This is a genomic window from Rhizobium sp. FG96 (assembly GCF_057808655.1).
In genome coordinates, this window is the sequence record NZ_JBMDIL010000007.1 from 337,782 (window position 1) to 357,852 (window position 20,071).

The window sequence follows — 20,071 nt, forward strand, 5'->3', positions numbered from 1 at the left end:
TATTGTGCGCTGCATATAACTTGACAGCACCAATCCGGAAAGACCTTGCAGCACAGGGCAGCCATGCTGATTCCGTATAGCGGAACTTTGTTCTCTACCTGAGAGAAGGTATCAGATGACGAAGTTTTCCATCGTCTCCGGCACGAAGATATCTTCGGGCTGCAGCCGCCGCTTCGACAGCCCCTGCTCGTGCGAATAGCGCAGGAAGGTATCGAGCGTCTGGCGGTTCTGCTTGAAGCCGTAGCTCCAGTAGTCGTCGCCCATGATCCGGCGCGCCTCTTCCACATGCGCATTGAGCCAGGGAAGCATGACCTTCAGCGCCGCCGTCTCCTCGAGGTCGCGGTAGATCTTCGCCTGCGCTTCGGCGAAAGCCTTGTAGAGCGATTGCGCGATCCAGCGATGCGCCTCGTAGATTTCCCGGCGGATGACGATCGTATGCATGATCGGGAAGATTTCCGTCTTGCGGAAATAGTCGCGCTCGACCTGGACGAAATCCTCGAACAGCCGTTTGACCCGGCAGCCGTCATAGGAAGACGGCTTGCGGGCGGTGAACAGCGCATCGATCTCCCCTTCCCGGATCATTGCCGATAAGGTCTGCTGCGGGCCGATGCGCTTGACGTTGATATAGGACGGCAGGTTGAGCGGCAGCTTTTCCGGCCGGTTCGGCTGCTCCTCGCCCCCGGTATAATGCGTCACGTCATCGACGCGAACGCCGTATTCGTCCGAGAGAATGCCGCGGATCCAGACCGGCGCCGTCATCTGATATTCCGGGCTGCCGACCCGTTTCCCCGAGAGATCGGCCGGATTGCGGATGCCGGCTTCGGCATTCACATAGATCGACGAATGCCGGAAATAGCGCGACGGGAAGACCGGAATGGCGACGAAAGGCTGCGCCTCGGTGAAATGCGAGAGCACATAGGAGGAGAGCGACATCTCGGCGATGTCGAACTCCTTGTGGCGCAGCATGCGGAAGAAGGTCTCTTCGACGGGCATGTTCAGATAGACGAGATCGATGCCGTCAGGCACCACGGTACGGTCCATCAGGGCGCGCGTGCGGTCATAATTCCAGCAACCGAAGGACAAACGAAGCGACGATGTCAGAATTCTCACTCCCCAACAGCCGGGCCTGACGCCGGACTTGAATCAAAACCTGGCATCCTCCTGCCAAGCCGCTGACATCTAACGACAATCAGCGATCCGCTCAGCCGCCGGAATTCTCCTTTCCGGAAGCCGCCCTCTCATAATCTCGCGCGATCATCAGGCGCGGTCGGGCAAATGTCCAAGATAAATCATATTGTCCAGCTCATACGAAAATCGCTGATCAGTCCTCGGCGATACGATCGATCGGATGCGCATAGGGGCCGATCTCGGCGGCGAGACGATCGACCATGTTGTAGATGAAGGCGTGGAACAGCCGCTCGTCGGCCAGCCCCTTGTGCGAGGCATGGGCAAGGAACAGCGTCAGCTTCACATCCGGCCGCTCGATGCGCCGGGCAATCAGCTCGCCCGCCTCGATCTCTTCCGAGACGATGCCATAGGGCATGATGCTCTGCGCGACGCCATGCGAGATCAGCGCCTTGATCGCCTCCATCGACTGCACCTGATAGGTGATCTTGACGTCGACAGAAAGCCGCGACGCCGTCTCATGCACCCGCCGCCAGATGATGTCGCGGTTGGAGACCAGCGCCAGATCGCCGGCGACGGCATGGCGGAAGGAAACGTCCTGCTCCGCATCCTTGCCGTCAGGCGCCGAAATCAGCAGCAAATCCTCTTCCATCAGCGCGATGCGGCGCAGACCCGGGCTATCCTCGATGTCATAGGCGAGCACATAATCGAGCTCGCCGCGCTCCAGCGCATCAGTGAGCACGAAGCTCAGCTCTTCGACCACATGCAGCGCGATACCCGGAAGCTGCTCATTGGCGGCGACCAGCAGATCGGTGCCGATCAGCTTCAGGATCGATGGCGTGGCGCCGAGGCGCACCCGCACCTTCTCACCGCCGAGCGAGATCAGGTCGCGCCGCGTCTCCTCGATGCGCTGCAGGATTTCGAGCGCCCGCTCGTAGAGCAGCATGCCGGCCGGCGTGGCGCTGACGCCGCGCGAATGGCGGTCGAGAAGCTGGATTTGCAGGGAATCCTCGAGATTGCGGATCTGGATGCCGAGCGCCGTCTGGGCAAGGTTCAGCTGTTCGGCGGCGCGGGTGATGTTGCCGACTTCGACCACCTTGACGAAATATGCGAGCTGACGGAGCTTCATCTTAGTAGAACTGGTCGAAATGGACCTGGCCCTGCGGGACGCCGAGGTCGATAAGCATCTTCTGGATGGCCTGGCCCATCATCGGCGGACCGGCGAAATAGATCTCGCATTCCGGCAGCCGCTCGGCAAAGAGCTTGGCGGCGACCTCGTGGACGAAGCCGCGATAGCCATCCCAGCCGTCATCCTCCGCAGGCATGCCTGAAACGACCGGATGATAGTGCAGCGTGCTGCCGAAGCCCGGAAGTTCTTCCAGCATCTCCCGGCCGCAGATGTCGCGCGCCTCGCGGCCGCCATAGATGAAGTCGATGCGCCGTCCCGCAAGCGCCGGCGAAACCGCCGCCGTCCGCGTCACCGAGATCATCGGCGACAGGCCGGAGCCGCCTGCGAGACAGATGATATCGCGCGGCGAATCCTCACGCAGGTAGGCCATGCCATAGGGACCGTCGATGCCGATCCGCTCGCCAGGCTTCAACCGGTCAAAGAGCATGGAGGTGGCCGCGCCATTGGGCACCTTGCGCACCTGGAAATGCCACTCGTCGGGCTGGTCGCCGCGGTTCGCCATCGAATAGGCGCGGCTGCCGTCGACGCCATCGAGCGTCAGCAGCGCATACTGGCCGGAGAGGAAGGTGGTGGGCGTATCGAGCCGGAAGCGGAACTCCCGGATGTCGTGGGTAATGTCGCGGATATCGGTGAGAACGGCGCCCTGCTTCACCGGCAGGTGGCTGCTCTCATATTGCGGCATCAGCCGCAGCTTGACGAGACAGTCGGTGAGCGGCCGCGCCTGGCAGCCGAGACGGCGGCCACGCTGGCGGTCGCGGTCGCTGAGGCCCGGCGCATCCGGCCTCAGCTCCTCGATCTCCCCTTCGAGAAGATCGAAGCGGCAATTGCCGCAGGAGCCGACATTGCATTCATAGGGAAAGCCAAGACCGGCGCGAATGGCGGATCGCATGATCGTGTCACCGTCGGCGCAGGACCATTTCGTATCGGTCCCGCTCAATGTCATCACGGTCATGCGTTCCTCCTCATCATCTATGTCTGTAACCCGCTCCATGACCGAGACGGGACGAGATCGTTGCCACCGTCTCCAACAGCGGTGGCGCGAATTTTTCTATGGCTTCGAGCGAGAGCCGCAGAGACGGACCCGCCACGCCGACGGCGCCGACGACGGCACCGGTGGAATCCCGGACGGGGGCGGCGATCGCCCGGATGCCGGGCTCGCTTTCCTCATCCTCGATGGCAAAGCCGCGCTGGCGGACTTCGGCCAGGATCTCGCGCACCCGCGCGGGATCGGTGATCGTATGCGACGTGCGCTTCGCGAGCGGGCCGGAAAGCACGCGCTCGATCGTCTCCTCCGGCGCGAAGGCGAAGATCGCCCGTCCGACAGCCGTGCAATGCGCCGGCTTGCGGGCACCAAGATCGGACTTGATGCCGACGGCCTGCGGGCTCTCCAAGTCGTACACATGCATGACTTCGGTATCCGTCGGGATGCCGAGAATGATGGTCTCGCCCGTATGCTTTCTGAGGTCGAAGAGGTAAGGACGCGCCTCGTTCGACAGGTTCATGCGGCGGCGCACCAGCGTACCGAGACCGAAGAGGCCGACACCGAGGCGGTAGCGCTCGGTTTCCGGGTTCTGCTCCAGCAGGCCTTCCGCCACCAGCGTCACGGCCAGACGGTGAACCGTGCTCTTCGCCACCTTCAGCTTCTGGGCCAGCGCGCTGACGCCAATCTCAACCTCGTCCTCCGAAAATGCTTTCAAAAGGCGGATCGCGGTTGTCACCGACGACAGGCGGTTGCGCGTGGCCGGTCCGGCCTTTTTGGTGCGTGCCGTTTCCTTCACAGATGCATTCATGGCGTGCGTTTTCCGTCTTTTTGCAAGGAGTAAGGGATCGTCCATAACACAGCTCCTGCAAATACTCACGCCACGCCTTGAAGCATTCTCAGACCCTCAATGCGCTCAGCATTTCCCCGACATATTCGTCGCCGTTCGACACGACGAGCATGGCCGCGAAGGGCCGCATCGCCGTCAGCGTCCGCGCCAGTTCGAGCGCCGGCACATCGGCCGAGCTGACGACGAGACCGGTCGTCATCTTGGAGCGCACGAAGCAGGCATTGCCGATGACCTCGGCCGCCTCGGCCGAAGCGCCGGCCGTCGTCAGCATGACGACGACGTCGGCCTCGGTGACCTCCTCGGCAAGCGAGACCCGCTTGCCGGAGAGATCTTCGAGAACTGCATCGACGGGCAGCATCTTCAGGGAATCGGATGCCGGCTTTGCCTCGACATAGCGCAGGAAATGCGCCTCGCCCCCGGCATAACCCGCCGCCAGCCGCTCCAGCGTGCTTTCGGCGCTCTTGTCCAGCGCAATGATGCGCGACTTTCGCGGACGCGAATTCGGATAGTTGATCCGGAACTTCGCCTCTTCGGCCGTCGTCGCGCGGGCACTTTCGCTCAATCCGAGTAGCATGATCTGCCCTCCCTATCAGACGCTGGTCTGCGCCTTGCCCGCGATCACCGTCAGCGCTTCGTCGGCGATATCGGTGTAGGCCTTGTCGGCAGGCAGCACGATTGCCGCCGAACGGACGCGGTGATGCGCCGGATCGACGCCGGGCGGTGTCACGCCCTTGTCCTTCAGCGCGCGTGCCGCGCGCATCAGCCGGTGACGCGCCATGATGATGCCGTTGTCGGTCGAGACCAGGTTTTCCTTGGTGCGGTCGACGATGGGGCCCATGCTTTCCTGCAGCGACGCATCCTGCATGGCGATGCCTTCGACGCCGGAATAGGTCGTGCCCTTGCGCTGCGCCTCGCGATCCATCAGGTAGTCGTTGTCCTTGTTGGCAGCCGGACGGTAGGTGCCGGGAACATAGGCGACGTGAATGCCCTTGCCAGCCTTCATCGCATCCCGCTCTCCGGTCGTCAGCGCGCGGACCGGGTGATAGTCGAAACTCCAGGCCCAGCAATTCTCGTCATCGATCGGGATCCAGAAATGGCCGTGCACCGGGTGATCGCCGCGCGGCGGCACCATGGTGAAGGACGGCATGACCCAGGGGGTGATGCGCCAGTAATAATGCCCCTCTTCGGCGTTGCGGCGCGCGCCGATATAAAGGCCGCCGTCCATGTCGGTGACTTCGAAGAACGGCCGGGCATCCGACATGTTGTATTTGTTGCCGCGCGCGCCCTTGAACAGCGGGTCGGAATTCAGGCTGCCGCTATGGAGCCAGGAGACGTGGCTGGAATCGATGCCGCCTTCCATAGCCTGCAGCCAGTTGCATTCCTGCCAGCGCTTGGAGGTGAAGGTCTGCTCGGCCGGAACCAGCGCAAATTCCCATTCCGGATGCGGCGGCTCCTTGTCGGCCGGGCCCATATAGGTCCAGAGAATGTCGCCGATCTTGATCAGCGGATAGGACTTCAGCTTGATCTTGCCGCAATAGCCGCTTTCCTTCGGCTCCGAGGGCACCTCGATGCACTGCCCGGTATTGTCGTATTTCCAGCCGTGATAGGGGCAGCGCAGACCGCCCTGCTCGTTGCGGCCGAACCACAGCGAAACGCCGCGATGGGCGCAGAATTCGTCGATCAGGCCGTAGCGTCCCTCGCTGTCGCGGAAGGCGAGCAGGCGCTCGCCGAGCAGCTTGATGCGAACAGGCGCACAGTCGTTGTCCGGCAGCTCTTCCGCCAGCAGCGCCGGGATCCAGTAACAGCGGAACATCTCGCCCATCGGCGTGCCCAGATCCGTCTGGGTCAATAGGTCGTTCTGTTCTTTCCTCAGCATGACAACTCCTCCTCGAGTGCATCCGTGGCGGGCCGCTACGCCGCGTCACCTGTGTTTCCTCCGGCCGATCGGATTTGCGGGTTGACCTTCACGGCGGATCGGGTATTTTTAGCGAGTGTTCCGTTATACAGAACATCGTTTCGTTTTAAACGCTACATGCTGATTGCACGCTCGTCAAGCGCTGCGCAGGACAAGGGAGGAGATGCGAATGTCGGAAGTGGGTTCCCGGATAAGGCTGTGTTCGACCGATGATGTGGATTGGGACAGCGCGATCCGCGTCGAACAAGGCGATCTGACGCTCGCCGTCTACAATGTGAACGGCACGTTCTACGTGACCGACGACCTCTGTACGCACGGCCCGGGCTCGCTGGCGGAGGGCTATCTCGACGGCTACCACATCGAATGCGACTTCCATAACGGCCAGTTCGACATCCGCACCGGCGAAGTCGTCGCCCCGCCCTGCATGGTGCCGATCAAGACCTACAAGGTCGTCGTCGAAAACAACGACGTGCTGATCGAAGTCTGATCGCCGCGGCTTGCGGATCATAAAAAGTCGTATAATGTGGGATTAATTTTACAACGGGAGGAACCGGTCATGCAATCTCACAAACATGCGGACGAACAGCATTCCGATCTGTCGGAAAACCGGCTGCGCCATGATATCTCGATGGCGACGCGCCTGCTGAACAGCATGAAAATTCTCGAATATAGCGGCCATGTCAGCGCCCGCCTGCCGGGCGGAACGACCTTTCTGATCCAGCCGCAGGACAAGAGCCGCGCCGATGTCGCGCCCAAGGATCTGTTCGTCTGCGATCTCGACGGCAAGGTGATATCCGGGCCGGAAGGCTCCCGGCCACCTTCCGAAATTTTCCTTCATTGTGAGATTTATAGATCACGCCCCGACGTGAACTCCGTCGCTCATTTCCATCACGACGTCACCAATGTCTTCACGCTGGTCGAGGACGTACCGCTGCCGCCGGTGAAGAACCACGCGATCCGCTGGCGCAACGGCATTCCCGTTCATTCCGATCCGGCCCATGTCGACACACCGGAGCGCGGCCGCGGCATCGTCGCGACGCTCGGCGATTGTCATGCGATGCAGATTCGCGCCCACGGCCAGATCGTCACCGCAGAGACCGTCCGTGGCGTCTATATCGATGCCGTACACCTGGTCGAGAATGCCGAAGCCGCCTATCGCGCCGCGACCCTCGGCAAGGTCAAGCCGCTGACGGAAGAGGAGATGGAATCCTTCGCCCACTCCTTCCGCCGCGGCCATCACATCCGCAAGCTCTGGAAATACTACGCCGGCGGCGCCATCCGCGACGGCCTCTTCCCTGAAGACTGGAATAAGGCGGCCTGAACCAGTCGGCAGTCACGGCTGGGGGCATCGGACTGGGGCGTTGGGTCGCGCTCCGGTCCGCACTGCCGTTGCCTGCCGTCCAATCATCGCTTTATAATGAAGCACTTGGGGATGGTGCCGAGGCGGGATTCGATTTGCCGAAAGACTGGTTTGCCACTGGCGCAGGACGCCTATCAGAACGCGCATGGGCGGAGATGCCAGCTTGAGCAGCCCGGAAAAGATGATCGGCCTGCTCGACCTCTTCGATGCAGGCGAGGATGCCGTCGCGCTGACCTTCGAGGAGCTGTGCGACAAGCTCGGCTATACGCGCTCGACCCTCTACCGCTATCTGAAGATCCTCACCGATGCCGGCCTGCTGACCTCGCTTCCGGGTGTCGGCTATATGCTCGGCCCGCGCATCGTCGAGCTCGACTACAAGATCCGCACCGGCGACGTGCTGATCCGCGCCGCCCGTCCGATGATGGAAGAGCTCGCGGCCCGCTTCAAGGCCGTTGCCCTGCTCTGCCGCCGCTACAAGTTCGAGGTGCTCTGCGTCCATCAGGAAATCGGCACCGAGGCCGTGCACAGCAATTACGACCGCGGCCGCCGCCGCTCGCTGCTGCATGGCGCCGCCTCGATCGCCATCCTCGATTACCTGCCGGATCATCAGCTCCGGAAATATTACGGGCTTGCCCAGGACGAGTTCCAGCAGGCCGGTTTCGGCGCGACACTGCCCGAAGTCAAAGCGAAGTTCCGCCAGCACCGCGAGCGCGGCTGGGTCAGCACCAGCGGCGACGTGACGCCCGGCGTCACCGGCGTTGCCGCCCCTGTTTTCGATGGCCGTTCTGAGATCATCGGCAGCCTCAGCCTGACGCTGCGCGATACGCAGATGCAGGCGAAGACGCTGGAAGATATCGCCGAACAGGTGGTGTTCTGCGCCGGCGTTGTTTCGAAAACGCTGGCGCGCGCTTGATCTCTGTCAGTGCTGGCACTGACCCTTTCAGTGCCCGGTGACCATCGCCGCCACTGCTTCCGCATCGTCAGGGGCCGCCTTGCCGCGCCAGACGACATGCATGTCGGGACGGACGAGCACCAGATCGTAGCCGTAGATATCGCGGGCACGCTGCGAGGCAATGTCGAGCGTCTGGTAGGGAACGCCCCTCGCCGTGAAGGCATCTTCGATCCCTGACGTATCGATCGCACTGCCGCCGAGCCGCAGCATCGTGTAGCCGGCGCCGATCCGGTCCTGCACCGGATCGTTCTCGCCGAGCCAGAGATGCGGCAGGCGCGCGCCCGGCCAGGTCGTGGGGTGATATTCGCGGAAGAGATGCTCGGGGCCACCCGGCTCGTCGGTGATGACAGGCGAACCGACATAGCGGTAACCGAGCTCGGCGCCGATCATCTCGTTGGTCTTGCGCTGCTCGACATCGGCAATCCGGGTGAGATTGTCGCGCGTCGCCTGTCCCGCAGGCGTCTCATCGCGGATATCCGGCCTGTATTGCGAGCGCCACTTGCGGCGCCCTAGCGAGGCATAGCGCGATGCCCCGACATTGCGGTCGCCGACCTGGCGGCGTTCGATCTCGTAGGAGCGCAAGAGGTTCGGCCCACCCCAGCCCTGCAGCGTGGCCGCAAGCTTCCAGCCGAGATCGACGGCATCGCCGACGCCTGTATTCATGCCGAGACCGCCGGTCGGAATGACGAGATGCGCGGCATCGCCGGCAAGGAAGACGCGGCCGGAACCGTAGTTGTCGGCAAGCAGCAGGTTCTGTTTCCACTGCCCGACATAGAGCATCTGGTAATCGACAGGCGCGCCGACCGCCTTCTCAAACTGGGTGGCCATGTCCTCGTCCTTCTCGACGACGGCATGCAGCGTCCAGTGCTTGGTCGAATCCTGCATGATGAGAAAGGTCGCCTGCCCATCGGCGACGTGATAATGCCGCCCGCGACCGGGGCCATCGCCGATCGGAATGCGGTTATAGAGCTCTTCGGAATAGTAGAGCGCTTGGCGCAGATGCAGGAGATTGCCCTCGCCGCGCAGCTTGATACCGAGCTGCTTGCGCACCGGGCTCGCCCCGCCATCGCAGCCGACGACATATTTGGCGCGATAGGTGACATCGCCATTCTTCGTCGTCGTGCGCGCCGTGACGCCGCCTTCGTCCTGCTCCAGCGACAGGAATTCCGTGCCGTAGCGCACGCTCACTGTCGGGAGTTCTTCCGCCACCGATTTCAACAGCGGCTCCAGCGTATATTGCGAGATCAGCTGATAGGCCTCGAGCGGCTGGCTGGCATCCTCGGACTTGCTGATCTCCTCCAGCGCCTCGTTGACGGAGGGGTAAGGCAGCCTCAGCAGCGGCGGCTCGTTCATGGCGAGAACGACATAGACGTCCATCGGCACCGCGGCATCGAGACCCGCCTTGCGGATCTTCTGCGACAGGCCCATGCGGCGGAAGATTTCCATGGTGCGCGCATTGCAGCGCTCCATCTTCGGCAGGAATTCCGGCGCCTCCTTCTTTTCGATCAGCGTGCAGCGCACGCCTTTCTGCCCGAGGTCGATAGCAAGCGTCAGCCCGACCGGGCCTGCGCCGACAATGAGGACATCCGTCTGTTCCATGCGCTCCATCCCTTTGCCGCCCTCCAACCCGGCAGCATCGGGTCCATTTACCGCGAGTTCGAAACCGGCGTCAATTCCAAACTTAAAAAATCCCATAATGCAGGATAATTTGAAAAATGACTGGACAGGCGATTGCTGTTCTGTGCATGGTAGCCTTAAATGACGGCGCGGCAGGTTTTGGCCGGGCGGCTCTGGGAGGAGTTCAGTGACGAAGAAGGTGGAGCTCACGCTCGCTTGCGGTGACTACGAGATCATCCGCGCCCTGAAAGAAGGAGTGGTGAAACCCGACGGGATCGAGCTGACGATCCTGACCGAGATGGATTCCACCACCCGCCACTGGCGCTTCCTGCGCAATGGCGAATTCGACGTCGCCGAGGTCTCGCTGTCGTCCTACATGGCGGCGAAGACCCGCGGCCTGCCCTTCGAGGCGATCCCGGTCTTCCTGCATCGCCGCTTCCGCCACGGCTTCATCTTCACCAATACGGCGGCCGGCATCCGCGAGCCGAAGGACCTGATCGGCCGCAAGGTCGGCGTCAAGAGCTACCTGGTGACCGCGTCTCTCTGGCTGCGCGGCCTGCTGGAAAGCGAATATGGCGTGCCGCACCAGTCGATCGAGTGGTATTCGGAGCTCGACGAAGACGTCGATTACAACCTTCCCTCGGGCCTGAAGCTGCACAAGATCGGCGAGGACAAGTCGATCGAGCAGATGCTTGCCGACGGCGAGATCGACGCCCTGCTGCATCCCGATCTGATCGCCCCGATCAAGAAGCGCGACCCGCGCGTCGGCCGCCTGTTTCCGGACTACAAGGCCGAAGAGGTCGCCTATTACGAACGCACCGGCATCTTCCCGATCATGCATGTGATGGGCATTCGCCCTGAAATCGTCGAGCGCCATCCCTGGGTGCCTATCAATCTCTACCTCGCCTTCGAGGAAGCCAAGCAGATCGCCATGAAGCGCATGGAAAACCCGCGCATCGTGCCGCTCGCCTGGTATCGCGAGGCCTGGGAAGAGCAGCAGGCGATCATGGGCGACGATCCCTGGGCCTACGGCCTCGACGGCCAGAACGCCAAAACGCTGGAGACGGTGATCGGCTACGCCCACCAGCAGGGCCTGATCGACCGCAAGGTCGCGCCCTCGGAGCTCTTCCTCGACATATCGCAGGGCCGCAAGCGCGGCGACAAACACCGTGTGTAGCGCCTGCGACGGCAGCGGCGCCGCATTCGAACCGGCCTGGTCCGGCACCGGCATCCGGTGTGACAATTCCTCGGAGAACAAGACGATGCACGAAGACCTGAAGCAGCGGATGATCGAGGCTGGCCGCATTCTGGAAGCTGCCGGCCAGGGCGACTGGACGCGCGGTCATGTCTCGATCCGCGTTCCCGAGCAACCCGACCGCTTCTACATGAAGCCGTCGAAATTCGGCCTCGAGGAGATCACCCTCGACAACATCATCACCGTCGATCTCGACGGCGAGAAGGTGGATGGCGAGTTCGGCCGCCACAACGAGGTCTATATCCACTCCGAGGTGCTGCGCGCCCGGCCCGATCTGAACGCCGTCGTCCATACCCACGCGCCCTATGCCACCGCCTTCTCGGCGCTCGGCAAGCCGCTGCAGCCGGTCGGCCATCCGGGCTCGATCTTCGCCGAGGGGCTGCCGGTCTTTTCCGAAACCACGGAGCTGATCACCACCGCCGAGCGCGGCAAGGCGGTCGCCGCCTGTCTCGGCGAACATGGCGCCATGCTGTTGCAGAACCACGGCATCGTCACCGCCGCCCCCACCATCGAGCAGGCGATCTATCTGGCGCTGTCGCTGGAGAATGCCTGCATGATGCAGCTGTGGGTCGAGGCGGCCGGCGGCGCCAAGGCGCTCGGCAAGCCCGAGGATATCAAGGCCAAGCGCAAGCACATGTTCCGCGACGAGATGTTCAAGGCGACCTTCGCCTATCTCGTCCGCCGCCTGAAGCGCGGCTGAGGCGGCCATACACATACGACTTAGGAGGAGTCCGATGTATTATATCGATGCGTTCAACCATTTCTTCCCGAAGGCGCTCTGGGATCGTATCCAGAAGCTTGACGGCGCCGGCAAGGATATCGGCCGCCGCATGCAGGGCGTGCCCTGCATTTACGATCTCGAAACCCGCTTCCGCGTCATGGACGAGTTTCCCGATTACCGGCAGGTCATCTCGCTCGGCATGCCGCCGCTCGAAGCCATGGGCGGCCCGGAACTCGCGACCGAATTTGCCCGGATCGCCAATGACGGCCAGGCCGAGCTCGTCGAAAAATACCCGGAGCGCTTTGCCGGTTTCGTCGCCGCCCTGCCGATGAATGCCCCCGAGGCCGCCGTTCGCGAAGCAGAACGCGCCTTCAGCGAACTCGGCGCCAACGGGCTGCAGATCCACACCAACGTCAACGGCGCGCCGCTCGACGAGGAGCGCTTCTTCCCGATCTTCGAGGTCGCCGCCAAGCACAACAAGCCGGTGCTGCTGCATCCCTCGCGCAACGCCTCGATGACCGATTACGCCACCGAGGACAAATCGAAATACGAGATCTGGTGGACCTTCGGCTGGCCCTACGAGACGAGCGCCGCCATGGCCCGCCTGGTCTTCTCCGGCTTCATGGACCGCCTGCCGGACCTGAAGGTTCTCGCCCACCACATGGGCGCCATGGTGCCCTATTTCGAGGGACGCGTCGGCCCCGGCTGGGACCAGCTCGGCAAGCGCACCACCGACGAGGACCTGACGCTGGTGCTGAAGCGCCTGAAGAAGCGCCCGCTCGACTATTTCAAGGACTTCTACGCCGATACCGCCGTCTTCGGCTCCAAGGCCGCGACGATCTGCGGCCTGGAATTCTACGGCGCCGACCGCATCCTCTTCGCCTCGGATTCGCCCTTCGACCCGGAAAAGGGTCCGGGCTATATCCGCGATACGCTGAAGATCCTGAATTCGCTCGATCTTCCCAAGGAAGACATGGAAAAGATCTGCTTCCGCAATGCCGAGGCCCTGTTCGGGCTGAAGGGCAGATAACCCGCGAGAAGTTGAACTGGTGCGCGGCCGCAATGCGTCCTATAACGGCCGCGCATCATTTACCGGTCAATGCCCTTGCCTCGTCTCACGCCGATCATTCTTGCCATCGCGCTCTTCATGGAGCGGATGGATTCGACAATCATCGCCACCAGCCTGCCGGCGATCGCCGCCGATATCGGCACATCGCCGATCGCGCTGAAACTGGCCGTCACCAGCTATCTCGTTGCCCTTGCCGTCTTCATTCCGATCAGCGGCTGGATGTCGGACCGTTTCGGGGCGCTGAACATCTTCCGCATCGCCATCGGCGTTTTCATGATCGGCTCGATCGGCTGCGCCTTCTCCGGTTCGATCGGCGCCTTCGTCTTCTGGCGGCTGGTGCAGGGCGCAGGCGGCTCGATGATGACGCCGGTCAGCCGCCTGCTTCTGGTGCGCGGCACACCGAAACATCAGCTGGTCGATGCGCTGGCCTGGCTTACCATTCCCGCACTGGTCGGCCCGATCCTCGGCCCGCCGGTCGGCGGCTTCTTCACCACCTATCTCAGCTGGCACTGGATCTTCTGGATCAACGTGCCGATCGGCATTGCCGGTATCATCCTCGTCACCCGGCTGTTGCCGCCGGTCGAGCCGCGTGAGCCGAAGCCGCTCGATTTCACCGGCTTCTTCCTCTCCGGCATCGGCTTCAGCGCCTTCGTCTTCGGCATTTCGGTCGTCAGCCTGCCGGCGCTGCCGATGTATTACGGCTATACGACGATCGCCATCGGCATCCTGATGGGCATCGCCTATCTCTGGCACGCGAAGCGCACCGAACATCCGCTGCTCGACCCGCGCATGTTCCGCTATCCGATCTTCCGCGCCTCGATCGTCGGCGCCTCGAATTTCCGCATGGGGCTTGGCGCCCTTCCCTTCCTGATGCCGCTGATGCTGCAGCTCGGCTTCGGCCTGACGCCCTTCCAGTCGGGCATGGTGACCTTCATCACCGCTGTGGGATCACTGAGTTCGAAATTCGGCGCGGCGCGCACCTTCGCGCTCTTCGGCTTCCGCCGCATCCTGATCGTCACCACCTTCATCTCCGCCGTGCTGCTCGGCATCAACGCGCTGTTCCATCCGGGAACGCCGATCTGGGTGATCATGGCCTGCCTGCTCGTCGGCGGCATTCTCCGTTCGATGGCCTTCTCCGGTATCAGCGCCATGTCCTTTGGCGATGTCGACGAGGCCGATACCGGCCAGGCAACGGCGATCAATGCGGTCGCCCAGCGCGTCTCGATGGCGATGGGCGTCGCCGTCGCCGGTGCCTCGCTCGATATCACCAGCAGCATGCATGGCGGCGGGTTGCTGCTGTCGGATTTCCACATCGCCTTCGCCGTCGTCGGCCTGGTCTCCGCCTCCAGCGTCATCACCTTCTGGCGCCTGCCCCCGCAGGCCGGTGACGATCTCGTCAGCCGCCGCACACGGCACGCCGACTGATCTCAGCGCCCTGCGGAGCGGCCGAATTCACGCGGCGAACAGCCATTGTGACGGCGGAAGGCGGTGCTGAAGGCGCTCGCCGAGTCGTAGCCGATATCACCGGCCAGCCGGTCGAGACTGATATCGCCGCGGCTCAGCGCATCGCGGGCGAGCGCCATCCGCCACTGCGCCAGGTAGTCGATCGGCGTCGCACCGAGAGCTTCGGCAAAGCGGGCGGCAAAGGCCGATCGCGACATGCCCGCAAGCTTCGCCAGCCCCTCGACAGTCCAGCGCTCCCGCACATTCGCATGCATCGCCCGCAAGGCGCGGGCAAGCGACGGATCGCGCATCGACCGCAACATGCCTGACGGCATCGTCTCGCCGTTCATCCCGCCCCAGCGCAGCGCCTCCACCAGCATCACCTCCAGCAGCCGCTCGACCACCGGCTCCCGCCCCGGCCGGTCCTCGACGCTCTCTTCGATGATCAGCGCGACGATCCGCTTCAGCCGGTCCGCCTCGCCCTCATTGGCGCGGATATGGATGATCCCCGGCAGCAGGGCGAGCAACAGCGCCGCATTGACCGGCTCGATCCGGAAGCCGCCGCCGAGCATGCGAAAATCCGGCTCGCCCTCAGCCTCGCCATGCCGCACCGGCTGATCCGTCGGCTGGCGCGAGATCCGCGCAGCCCTGGGATCGCTGAACAGCGCAAAGGCCGGCGTCGACGGAATGAGAATGAAATCGCCCGCCGAAAGCCTGACCGGCTCGCCATCCTCGAACTGCAGAAAGCAGCCGCCTTCCAGCACGATGGCAAATCCCGGTGCGTCATAGGCGTTGTAGCGCGCGCCCCAGGCGCCACGCCCGGTGATCGGCTTGGAGACGGCGGCATGCGGACGAAGCAGGCCGATCAGGTCGCTGAAGGGATCCATACTGGACGATCAATAACGTTTCGTGGAGTTCTAATTATAGATCGTCCGCGCGGCTTGTCTATGCTCCCCACCAGCGAAAGGAGCTACACATGCCCAAGACAATCATGATCACCGGATCTTCGACCGGATACGGAAAAGCCGCCGCGGAATTCTTCCTCGACAAGGGATGGAACGTACTGGCCACAATGCGGCGGCCGGAGAGCGCCACCTTCCAGGACACGACGGGGCGACTGAAGCTTCTGCCGCTGGATATCACCGACGCCGAAAGCATCAGCGCGGCAATCGCCTCCGGCATCGAAGCCTTCGGCGCGATCGACGTCTTCGTCAACAATGCCGGGATCGGCCTCGCATCGGCTTTCGAGGCGACGCCCGACAGCATGACGCGCGAAATCTTCGAGACCAACAGTTTCGGCGTCTTCGCCGCCTGCCAGGCGATCATCCCCGTGATGCGCAGACAGGGCAGCGGCGTCATCATCAACGTCACCTCCAGCGCCGGAATCGGCGCCATGCCGATGGTCGCCATCTACTGCGCCAGCAAATGGGCGGTCGAAGGTTTCACGGAATCGCTCGCCTACGAGCTCGAACCCTTCGGAATCAAGGCGCGGCTCGTCGAGCCCGGCTATGCCCCGACCACAAGCTTCACCGCCAATAGCGGCGACCGCATGAACGGCCTGATCCCTGAAGACTATGCCGCCTATGCGCAGGCCTATTTCGGGAAGATGGCGAATTACCCGACGCGCTATTGCACCGAAAAGGAAGTGGCCGAAGCGATCTTCGCCGCCGCGACCGACGATACCGGCCAGCTGCGCTATCCCGCCGGTCCCGACACAAAGATGGTCGCCGCCCTGCGCTGGACGACGTCGGACGCTCAGTACACGGAGACGATGCGCAGGACCTTCAGCCCGCAGGGCGGGGAGTAAGGAAAGCACGGCCGCCGCGCGTTATCGGCGCGGCAGCCGTGAGCATCAGGCGATGATGCCCTGGAGATTGTCGAGGATGGCATTCCAGCCGCCGCGGTGGCCGTCGCGGGCTTCCTCGCTGCGGAACTTCACCTGCTTCAGCGTGATATCCGTCGTGTTCGCATCGACCTCGGCGAGATCGATGGTGACGACGCTGTCGTCGAGCGAGTAAGGCGACTCCCAGGTGAAGGCGAGCCGCGCATGCGGATCGATCTCCAGATAGGTGCCGCCATGCGGGATCTCGCGCTCAGCCGTCTTCATCACGATCGAAAAGCGGCCACCCTTGACGGCATCGGTCGACACTTTCGAGACATCAGTCGCGCCGCTCGGCGTGCGCATGAAGCGCGCCAGCGTTTCCGGCGAAAGCCAGGCATTGAAGACCGTCTGGCGCGGTGCTGCGATCCTGCGGTTGATGGTCAGTTCCAGTTCACTCATGTCCGTCATCCTTCGAAACGAGAATTGTCTCCAGCGCCGCAAGGCGCAGGTCCCAGATGGACTTCAGTTGCCCGAACCAGCTCTCAGTCAGCCGTAGCGGTTCAAGCTCCGCGGCAATCAGATGCTCGCGGCCCAGAGTCCGGCGGGTTACAAGTCCCGCCTCCTCCAAGACCTTGATATGCTTGGAGACGGCATTCAGGGACATGTCGAAATGAGCGGCAAGCGAAGTCACTCTCAGCGCTCCCTCCTGAACAAGGAGCGTAAGGATCTGCCTCCGCGTGGTATCGCCCGCGGCCTTCAGAATACGTGACAGTGCGTCGTCGTCCATTTATTCACCCGTATGGTTGAATATACAAAATTCGAATCGATAGTCAACCATATGGATGAATGTTTTCGCGGGAGGCAAGAGCTCAGCGCCAGAACCAGGACTTGGCGACCTCCGCCCGCGCCGCCTCTCTGGTCATGCCGATATCGCGTAGTTCGTCGGCCGTGAGTTCGGACAGTGAATTGCGCGTCCGCCTGCGCTCCATCCACCCACGGCAGGCGATGATCAGCGCCGCAAGCCGCAGCCTTGGCTTCTTCTGCTCCCAACTCCCGGCGATGTCTTCGATCTCTGTGGCCATGTCGCTCTCCTGTTGTCTGTGGAGGCAACATGCGCTGGCGAGGAAACGAAAAGAAGCTTATGCTTCTGATGCAATCCATAAGGAATTCTTCTGATGCTGAACCTGGAACAGCTCGCCGCATTCGTCAGCGTCGTCGAACTCGGCAGCTTCACTGCCGCCGCCGACCGCGCCGGCATCACCCAGCCGGCCGTCAGCCTGCAGATCAAGCTTCTGGAACAGCGGCTCGGCGTGCGCCTGATCGAACGCGCCGGACGCCGCGCCCAGCCCTCGCCCGCCGGTGCCGAGCTCCTCCCCCATGCCCGCCGCATCATCGGCGAATGCGCCGCGACGCTGGAGGCGATGGCGCCTTATAAGGAAGGGGCGGCCGGGCGCGTCAGGATCGGCAGCGGCGGCACCGCCTCGATCCACCTTTTGCCGCACGCCATCGCCGCCGCCAAGAAGCGGATGTCCGGTCTGGAGATCACTGTGAAGATCGGCAATACCGACGAGATCCTGCGCGACATCGAGGCCAACGCGCTCGATATCGCCGTCGTCACCCTCCCCGCCTCCGGCCGATCGCTGGAAGTCGAGCCCTTCTACGAGGACGAGCTGCTCGCGGTCGCGCCGCGCGGCAGTGACATGCCCGAAGGCGGCCCGGATGCGGCTTTCCTGCAGCAGAAGGTGATGATGCTTTATGACGGCGGCAACACCCGCGAGACGACGGATGGCTGGTTTGCCGCTGCGGGACTGAAGGCGGAACCGGTGATGGAATTCGGCAGCGTCGAAGCGATCAAGGAACTGGTGGCAGCCGGCCTCGGCTGGTCGATCCTGCCGTCGCTGGCGCTGCGTCGCGACCGCGCCGGCTATCTCGCCACGTCGCCGGTCAAGCCGCGCCTCGTGCGCCAGCTCGGCATCGTCATGCGCCGCGACAAGCATCTGACCCGCGGCCTGCGCGAAGTCGTCAAATGCCTGCGCGAGTTCAAGGCCTGAGGGCCTATTTCTCCGCTTTCGAGAGAACCAGCGGCACAACGGCCGCCAGGATGGCTGCAACCGGTGCGTTACGCAGCATGCGGCCGAACACGAAGGTTCCGGCCATCGCCCCGGCAAGCTTCAGCCAGGGATAATCGCCGAGCTGATCATGGGCGCTGCGATCGGCCCATTCCAGATTGGCACGCACCACGGTGCCCGCCTGCTCCTTGATGACGGCCAGCCGGGCACGCAGAACTTCGAGCTCGTATTGCAGGTTCTGCAGGTCGGCTTCCAGCGCCTCCTCGTCGGGATTGTCGCGGATGAAATCGTCGGCCATCGCCTCGGCTTCCATCTCGGCCATATGTGCCTGCAGGTCTTCTTCGCTCGCCTGAGCCCCCGGCCGTGATCTGTCTGCCATATGCGCCTCCTGTCTTTCCGGCCGCCACGCACGGCCGCTCAAGCTCGAAACTCGCGGCAGCGCCGAAAGTTTCGCCCTTTCTCCCGAAGACGGTGAATTCCGTCGGAATTACCCCGCATGCGGGGCCGCGGCCGCCGTTTTGCTGAAGCTTGCGCGCCGTTTCTAATCCTAATTGGCAGGTTGCTATGGCAAACCCCCGCTGCCGTTATAGGAACATGAGGTTTGTTCTTGTCTATATCGCCGCGTGTGTGGCTGTCAGTCTTGTAACGGGGATCGTCATCTATCCGATCTTCGAACCGGCGTCGGAACCGGCCGAAAAGCCGTCGATCCGCATTGCCCGGCTGGAGGAACCGAAGAGCACGCAGAAGACCTCCCGCCTTCGCGCTCCCTGCACGGCACCGACGGAATGCGATGCCAATGCCGCCTCCGCTAACCTCGCCGATATGCTCGCCACCCGCTTCGCACCGGCCGGCGCCAATGCCGAAACGCCGCTGCAGACGCTGCGCCCGCAGCCGCCGCTGGCCCAACATGAGGAGAATGCGCTCTAGTGCCGCCGGAGGGCCTCGGCACGCCGTCAATCCTCTGTTAACCATAATTAGGCATCGTCGATATAACCACGGAGAGGGCCGTTGATACGTCAGACGATAATCGCGCGAGTTGCAGCATGCCTCGCCATGTCAGTTGCACTTGCCGGCTGCGTAAGCGGCCCGGATCATGTACCGCCGGAAATGCCGCTTCCTGCGAAGTTTGGCGAAGGCGGGGTCAAGAGCAATGGTGATGTTGCGACCGCCCAGTGGTGGACGGCCTACCGCGACCAGCAGCTGAACTCGCTGGTCTCCCAGGGTATCGGCCAGAACCTCGACGTTCTGCAGGCCCTCGAGCGCATCAATTCTGCTGAAGCGCAGGTCACCGTTGCCGGTGCCGGCGCCCTGCCGAGCCTCGTCGTCGGTGCATCGCAGACCGTCAGCGGCCAGATGGGCAACCTGCGCAACCAGCGCGGCGCCACCAACACCACGGCCGGGGAAGCCAATGTCTCCTGGCTGCTCGACCTCTTCGGCGAATACCGCCGCTCGAAGGAAAGCGCGCTGGCCTCGCTGGATTCGGCTTACGCCACCGCCGACGTCGCCAAGCTGACCTTCCTCCAGGATCTGGTCAACAGCTACATCGACGCCCGCTACTACCAGGAGCGCATCGAACTCTCCAAGGGTGATCTGAAGTCTCGCCGCGAGACCTTCGATCTCACCAAGTTCCAGCTCGAAGCCGGTGCCGCCTCGCGCCTCGACGTCGTCCAGGCCGAAGGTCTGGTCCAGGCGACCCAGGCCGAAA

23 protein-coding genes are annotated in these 20,071 nt (G+C 63.1%); 11 read left to right on the top strand and 12 right to left on the bottom strand.

The window, feature by feature from the left end:
• Positions 1 to 111: 111 nt before the first annotated feature.
• The 6 genes from ACODR6_RS16755 to ACODR6_RS16780 all read right to left on the bottom strand — a co-directional run bounded on the left by ACODR6_RS16755 (position 112) and on the right by ACODR6_RS16780 (position 6,019).
• A complete protein-coding gene (locus tag ACODR6_RS16755; RefSeq protein WP_489023114.1) occupies positions 112 to 1,041 on the bottom strand; it encodes an ABC transporter substrate-binding protein in 930 nt (309 codons plus the stop codon).
• A 280-nt stretch (positions 1,042 to 1,321) separates the two neighbouring features.
• Complete coding sequence (locus ACODR6_RS16760) at positions 1,322 to 2,254, bottom strand: LysR family transcriptional regulator (protein WP_489023116.1); 933 nt, start codon at positions 2,252 to 2,254, stop codon at positions 1,322 to 1,324.
• 1 nt (position 2,255) lies between these two features.
• Entirely contained in the window at positions 2,256 to 3,266 is a 1,011-nt protein-coding gene (locus ACODR6_RS16765) for an FAD-binding oxidoreductase (protein WP_489023118.1), read from the bottom strand.
• 13 nt (positions 3,267 to 3,279) lie between these two features.
• The gene (locus tag ACODR6_RS16770) at positions 3,280 to 4,104 is read right to left on the bottom strand and encodes an IclR family transcriptional regulator (RefSeq protein ID WP_449098602.1); all 825 of its coding nucleotides are present in this window, start codon (positions 4,102 to 4,104) and stop codon (positions 3,280 to 3,282) included.
• 88 nt (positions 4,105 to 4,192) lie between these two features.
• The gene (locus ACODR6_RS16775) at positions 4,193 to 4,717 is read right to left on the bottom strand and encodes a 3-methyl-2-oxobutanoate hydroxymethyltransferase (protein ID WP_148195414.1); all 525 of its coding nucleotides are present in this window, start codon (positions 4,715 to 4,717) and stop codon (positions 4,193 to 4,195) included.
• A 15-nt stretch (positions 4,718 to 4,732) separates the two neighbouring features.
• Positions 4,733 to 6,019, bottom strand: a complete 1,287-nt coding sequence (locus ACODR6_RS16780; protein WP_489023121.1) for an aromatic ring-hydroxylating dioxygenase subunit alpha — start codon at positions 6,017 to 6,019, stop codon at positions 4,733 to 4,735.
• 208 nt (positions 6,020 to 6,227) lie between these two features.
• Between ACODR6_RS16780 and ACODR6_RS16785 the strand changes: the two genes are divergently transcribed.
• The 3 genes from ACODR6_RS16785 to ACODR6_RS16795 all read left to right on the top strand — a co-directional run bounded on the left by ACODR6_RS16785 (position 6,228) and on the right by ACODR6_RS16795 (position 8,331).
• The gene (locus ACODR6_RS16785) at positions 6,228 to 6,545 is read left to right on the top strand and encodes a non-heme iron oxygenase ferredoxin subunit (RefSeq protein WP_489023123.1); all 318 of its coding nucleotides are present in this window, start codon (positions 6,228 to 6,230) and stop codon (positions 6,543 to 6,545) included.
• A 69-nt stretch (positions 6,546 to 6,614) separates the two neighbouring features.
• Entirely contained in the window at positions 6,615 to 7,379 is a 765-nt protein-coding gene (locus tag ACODR6_RS16790; protein WP_489023124.1) for a class II aldolase/adducin family protein, read from the top strand.
• A gap of 202 nt (positions 7,380 to 7,581) precedes the next feature.
• Positions 7,582 to 8,331, top strand: a complete 750-nt coding sequence (locus ACODR6_RS16795; RefSeq protein ID WP_489023126.1) for an IclR family transcriptional regulator — start codon at positions 7,582 to 7,584, stop codon at positions 8,329 to 8,331.
• 27 nt (positions 8,332 to 8,358) lie between these two features.
• Here the strand turns inward: ACODR6_RS16795 and ACODR6_RS16800 are convergent, their stop codons facing one another.
• Positions 8,359 to 9,969: an FAD-dependent monooxygenase gene (locus tag ACODR6_RS16800; protein ID WP_489023127.1), complete on the bottom strand. Its 1,611-nt coding sequence runs from the start codon at positions 9,967 to 9,969 to the stop codon at positions 8,359 to 8,361.
• A gap of 205 nt (positions 9,970 to 10,174) precedes the next feature.
• On the opposite strand from ACODR6_RS16800, the gene ACODR6_RS16805 reads away from it, so the two are divergent.
• From ACODR6_RS16805 to ACODR6_RS16820, 4 genes are all read left to right on the top strand, one after another.
• The gene (locus ACODR6_RS16805; protein ID WP_489023129.1) at positions 10,175 to 11,164 is read left to right on the top strand and encodes an ABC transporter substrate-binding protein; all 990 of its coding nucleotides are present in this window, start codon (positions 10,175 to 10,177) and stop codon (positions 11,162 to 11,164) included.
• A gap of 85 nt (positions 11,165 to 11,249) precedes the next feature.
• A complete protein-coding gene (locus ACODR6_RS16810; RefSeq protein WP_130277679.1) occupies positions 11,250 to 11,942 on the top strand; it encodes a class II aldolase/adducin family protein in 693 nt (230 codons plus the stop codon).
• Positions 11,943 to 11,976: 34 nt separating this feature from the next.
• Positions 11,977 to 12,993 carry an amidohydrolase family protein gene (locus ACODR6_RS16815; protein ID WP_489023131.1) on the top strand — a complete coding sequence of 339 codons (1,017 nt, stop codon included), beginning with the start codon at positions 11,977 to 11,979 and terminating at the stop codon, positions 12,991 to 12,993.
• 93 nt (positions 12,994 to 13,086) lie between these two features.
• Positions 13,087 to 14,457, top strand: a complete 1,371-nt coding sequence (locus tag ACODR6_RS16820) for an MFS transporter (RefSeq protein WP_203430078.1) — start codon at positions 13,087 to 13,089, stop codon at positions 14,455 to 14,457.
• Positions 14,458 to 14,459: 2 nt separating this feature from the next.
• Here ACODR6_RS16820 and ACODR6_RS16825 read toward each other — a convergent pair whose 3' ends face one another.
• Positions 14,460 to 15,362 (bottom strand): AraC family transcriptional regulator, encoded by a 903-nt coding sequence (locus ACODR6_RS16825; protein WP_413710028.1) that lies wholly within the window; start codon positions 15,360 to 15,362, stop codon positions 14,460 to 14,462.
• A gap of 89 nt (positions 15,363 to 15,451) precedes the next feature.
• Here ACODR6_RS16825 and ACODR6_RS16830 point away from each other — a divergent pair, with 89 nt between their 5' ends.
• Complete coding sequence (locus tag ACODR6_RS16830) at positions 15,452 to 16,282, top strand: SDR family oxidoreductase (protein WP_413710029.1); 831 nt, start codon at positions 15,452 to 15,454, stop codon at positions 16,280 to 16,282.
• A 45-nt stretch (positions 16,283 to 16,327) separates the two neighbouring features.
• On the opposite strand, the gene ACODR6_RS16835 is transcribed toward ACODR6_RS16830, so the two are convergent.
• The 3 genes from ACODR6_RS16835 to ACODR6_RS16845 form a co-directional block, all read right to left on the bottom strand.
• Positions 16,328 to 16,756 (bottom strand): SRPBCC family protein, encoded by a 429-nt coding sequence (locus ACODR6_RS16835; protein WP_199627507.1) that lies wholly within the window; start codon positions 16,754 to 16,756, stop codon positions 16,328 to 16,330.
• Positions 16,749 to 17,084 (bottom strand): ArsR/SmtB family transcription factor, encoded by a 336-nt coding sequence (locus ACODR6_RS16840; RefSeq protein ID WP_130277674.1) that lies wholly within the window; start codon positions 17,082 to 17,084, stop codon positions 16,749 to 16,751. The genes ACODR6_RS16835 and ACODR6_RS16840 overlap by 8 nt, the downstream gene beginning before the upstream one ends.
• An 82-nt stretch (positions 17,085 to 17,166) precedes the next feature.
• Positions 17,167 to 17,379 (bottom strand): DUF1127 domain-containing protein, encoded by a 213-nt coding sequence (locus ACODR6_RS16845; RefSeq protein ID WP_199627509.1) that lies wholly within the window; start codon positions 17,377 to 17,379, stop codon positions 17,167 to 17,169.
• Between the two features lie 93 nt (positions 17,380 to 17,472).
• Here ACODR6_RS16845 and ACODR6_RS16850 point away from each other — a divergent pair, with 93 nt between their 5' ends.
• On the top strand, positions 17,473 to 18,348 hold the full coding sequence (locus ACODR6_RS16850; protein ID WP_489023135.1) for a LysR family transcriptional regulator: 876 nt from the start codon (positions 17,473 to 17,475) through the stop codon (positions 18,346 to 18,348).
• 4 nt (positions 18,349 to 18,352) lie between these two features.
• On the opposite strand, the gene ACODR6_RS16855 is transcribed toward ACODR6_RS16850, so the two are convergent.
• A complete protein-coding gene (locus ACODR6_RS16855; RefSeq protein ID WP_130277671.1) occupies positions 18,353 to 18,745 on the bottom strand; it encodes a hypothetical protein in 393 nt (130 codons plus the stop codon).
• A 215-nt stretch (positions 18,746 to 18,960) separates the two neighbouring features.
• On the opposite strand from ACODR6_RS16855, the gene ACODR6_RS16860 reads away from it, so the two are divergent.
• Positions 18,961 to 19,293, top strand: a complete 333-nt coding sequence (locus ACODR6_RS16860) for a hypothetical protein (protein ID WP_112719055.1) — start codon at positions 18,961 to 18,963, stop codon at positions 19,291 to 19,293.
• A 126-nt stretch (positions 19,294 to 19,419) separates the two neighbouring features.
• The coding region (locus ACODR6_RS16865; RefSeq protein WP_489023137.1) for a TolC family protein at positions 19,420 to 20,071 on the top strand (652 nt) is incomplete at its 3' end.

Excerpts from the sequence above, each read along its gene's own strand:
- ACODR6_RS16755 (WP_489023114.1), bottom strand. The coding sequence starts at position 1,041 with ATGGACCGTACCGTGGTGCCTGACGGCATCGATCTCGTCTATCTGAAC.
- ACODR6_RS16760 (WP_489023116.1), bottom strand. The coding sequence starts at position 2,254 with ATGAAGCTCCGTCAGCTCGCATATTTCGTCAAGGTGGTCGAAGTCGGC.
- ACODR6_RS16765 (WP_489023118.1), bottom strand. The coding sequence starts at position 3,266 with ATGACCGTGATGACATTGAGCGGGACCGATACGAAATGGTCCTGCGCC.
- ACODR6_RS16770 (WP_449098602.1), bottom strand. The coding sequence starts at position 4,104 with ATGAATGCATCTGTGAAGGAAACGGCACGCACCAAAAAGGCCGGACCG.
- ACODR6_RS16775 (WP_148195414.1), bottom strand. The coding sequence starts at position 4,717 with ATGCTACTCGGATTGAGCGAAAGTGCCCGCGCGACGACGGCCGAAGAG.
- ACODR6_RS16780 (WP_489023121.1), bottom strand. The coding sequence starts at position 6,019 with ATGCTGAGGAAAGAACAGAACGACCTATTGACCCAGACGGATCTGGGC.
- ACODR6_RS16785 (WP_489023123.1), top strand. The coding sequence starts at position 6,228 with ATGTCGGAAGTGGGTTCCCGGATAAGGCTGTGTTCGACCGATGATGTG.
- ACODR6_RS16790 (WP_489023124.1), top strand. The coding sequence starts at position 6,615 with ATGCAATCTCACAAACATGCGGACGAACAGCATTCCGATCTGTCGGAA.
- ACODR6_RS16800 (WP_489023127.1), bottom strand. The coding sequence starts at position 9,969 with ATGGAACAGACGGATGTCCTCATTGTCGGCGCAGGCCCGGTCGGGCTG.
- ACODR6_RS16810 (WP_130277679.1), top strand. The coding sequence starts at position 11,250 with ATGCACGAAGACCTGAAGCAGCGGATGATCGAGGCTGGCCGCATTCTG.
- ACODR6_RS16815 (WP_489023131.1), top strand. The coding sequence starts at position 11,977 with ATGTATTATATCGATGCGTTCAACCATTTCTTCCCGAAGGCGCTCTGG.
- ACODR6_RS16825 (WP_413710028.1), bottom strand. The coding sequence starts at position 15,362 with ATGGATCCCTTCAGCGACCTGATCGGCCTGCTTCGTCCGCATGCCGCC.
- ACODR6_RS16830 (WP_413710029.1), top strand. The coding sequence starts at position 15,452 with ATGCCCAAGACAATCATGATCACCGGATCTTCGACCGGATACGGAAAA.
- ACODR6_RS16835 (WP_199627507.1), bottom strand. The coding sequence starts at position 16,756 with ATGAGTGAACTGGAACTGACCATCAACCGCAGGATCGCAGCACCGCGC.
- ACODR6_RS16840 (WP_130277674.1), bottom strand. The coding sequence starts at position 17,084 with ATGGACGACGACGCACTGTCACGTATTCTGAAGGCCGCGGGCGATACC.
- ACODR6_RS16845 (WP_199627509.1), bottom strand. The coding sequence starts at position 17,379 with ATGGCCACAGAGATCGAAGACATCGCCGGGAGTTGGGAGCAGAAGAAG.
- ACODR6_RS16850 (WP_489023135.1), top strand. The coding sequence starts at position 17,473 with ATGCTGAACCTGGAACAGCTCGCCGCATTCGTCAGCGTCGTCGAACTC.
- ACODR6_RS16855 (WP_130277671.1), bottom strand. The coding sequence starts at position 18,745 with ATGGCAGACAGATCACGGCCGGGGGCTCAGGCGAGCGAAGAAGACCTG.
- ACODR6_RS16860 (WP_112719055.1), top strand. The coding sequence starts at position 18,961 with ATGAGGTTTGTTCTTGTCTATATCGCCGCGTGTGTGGCTGTCAGTCTT.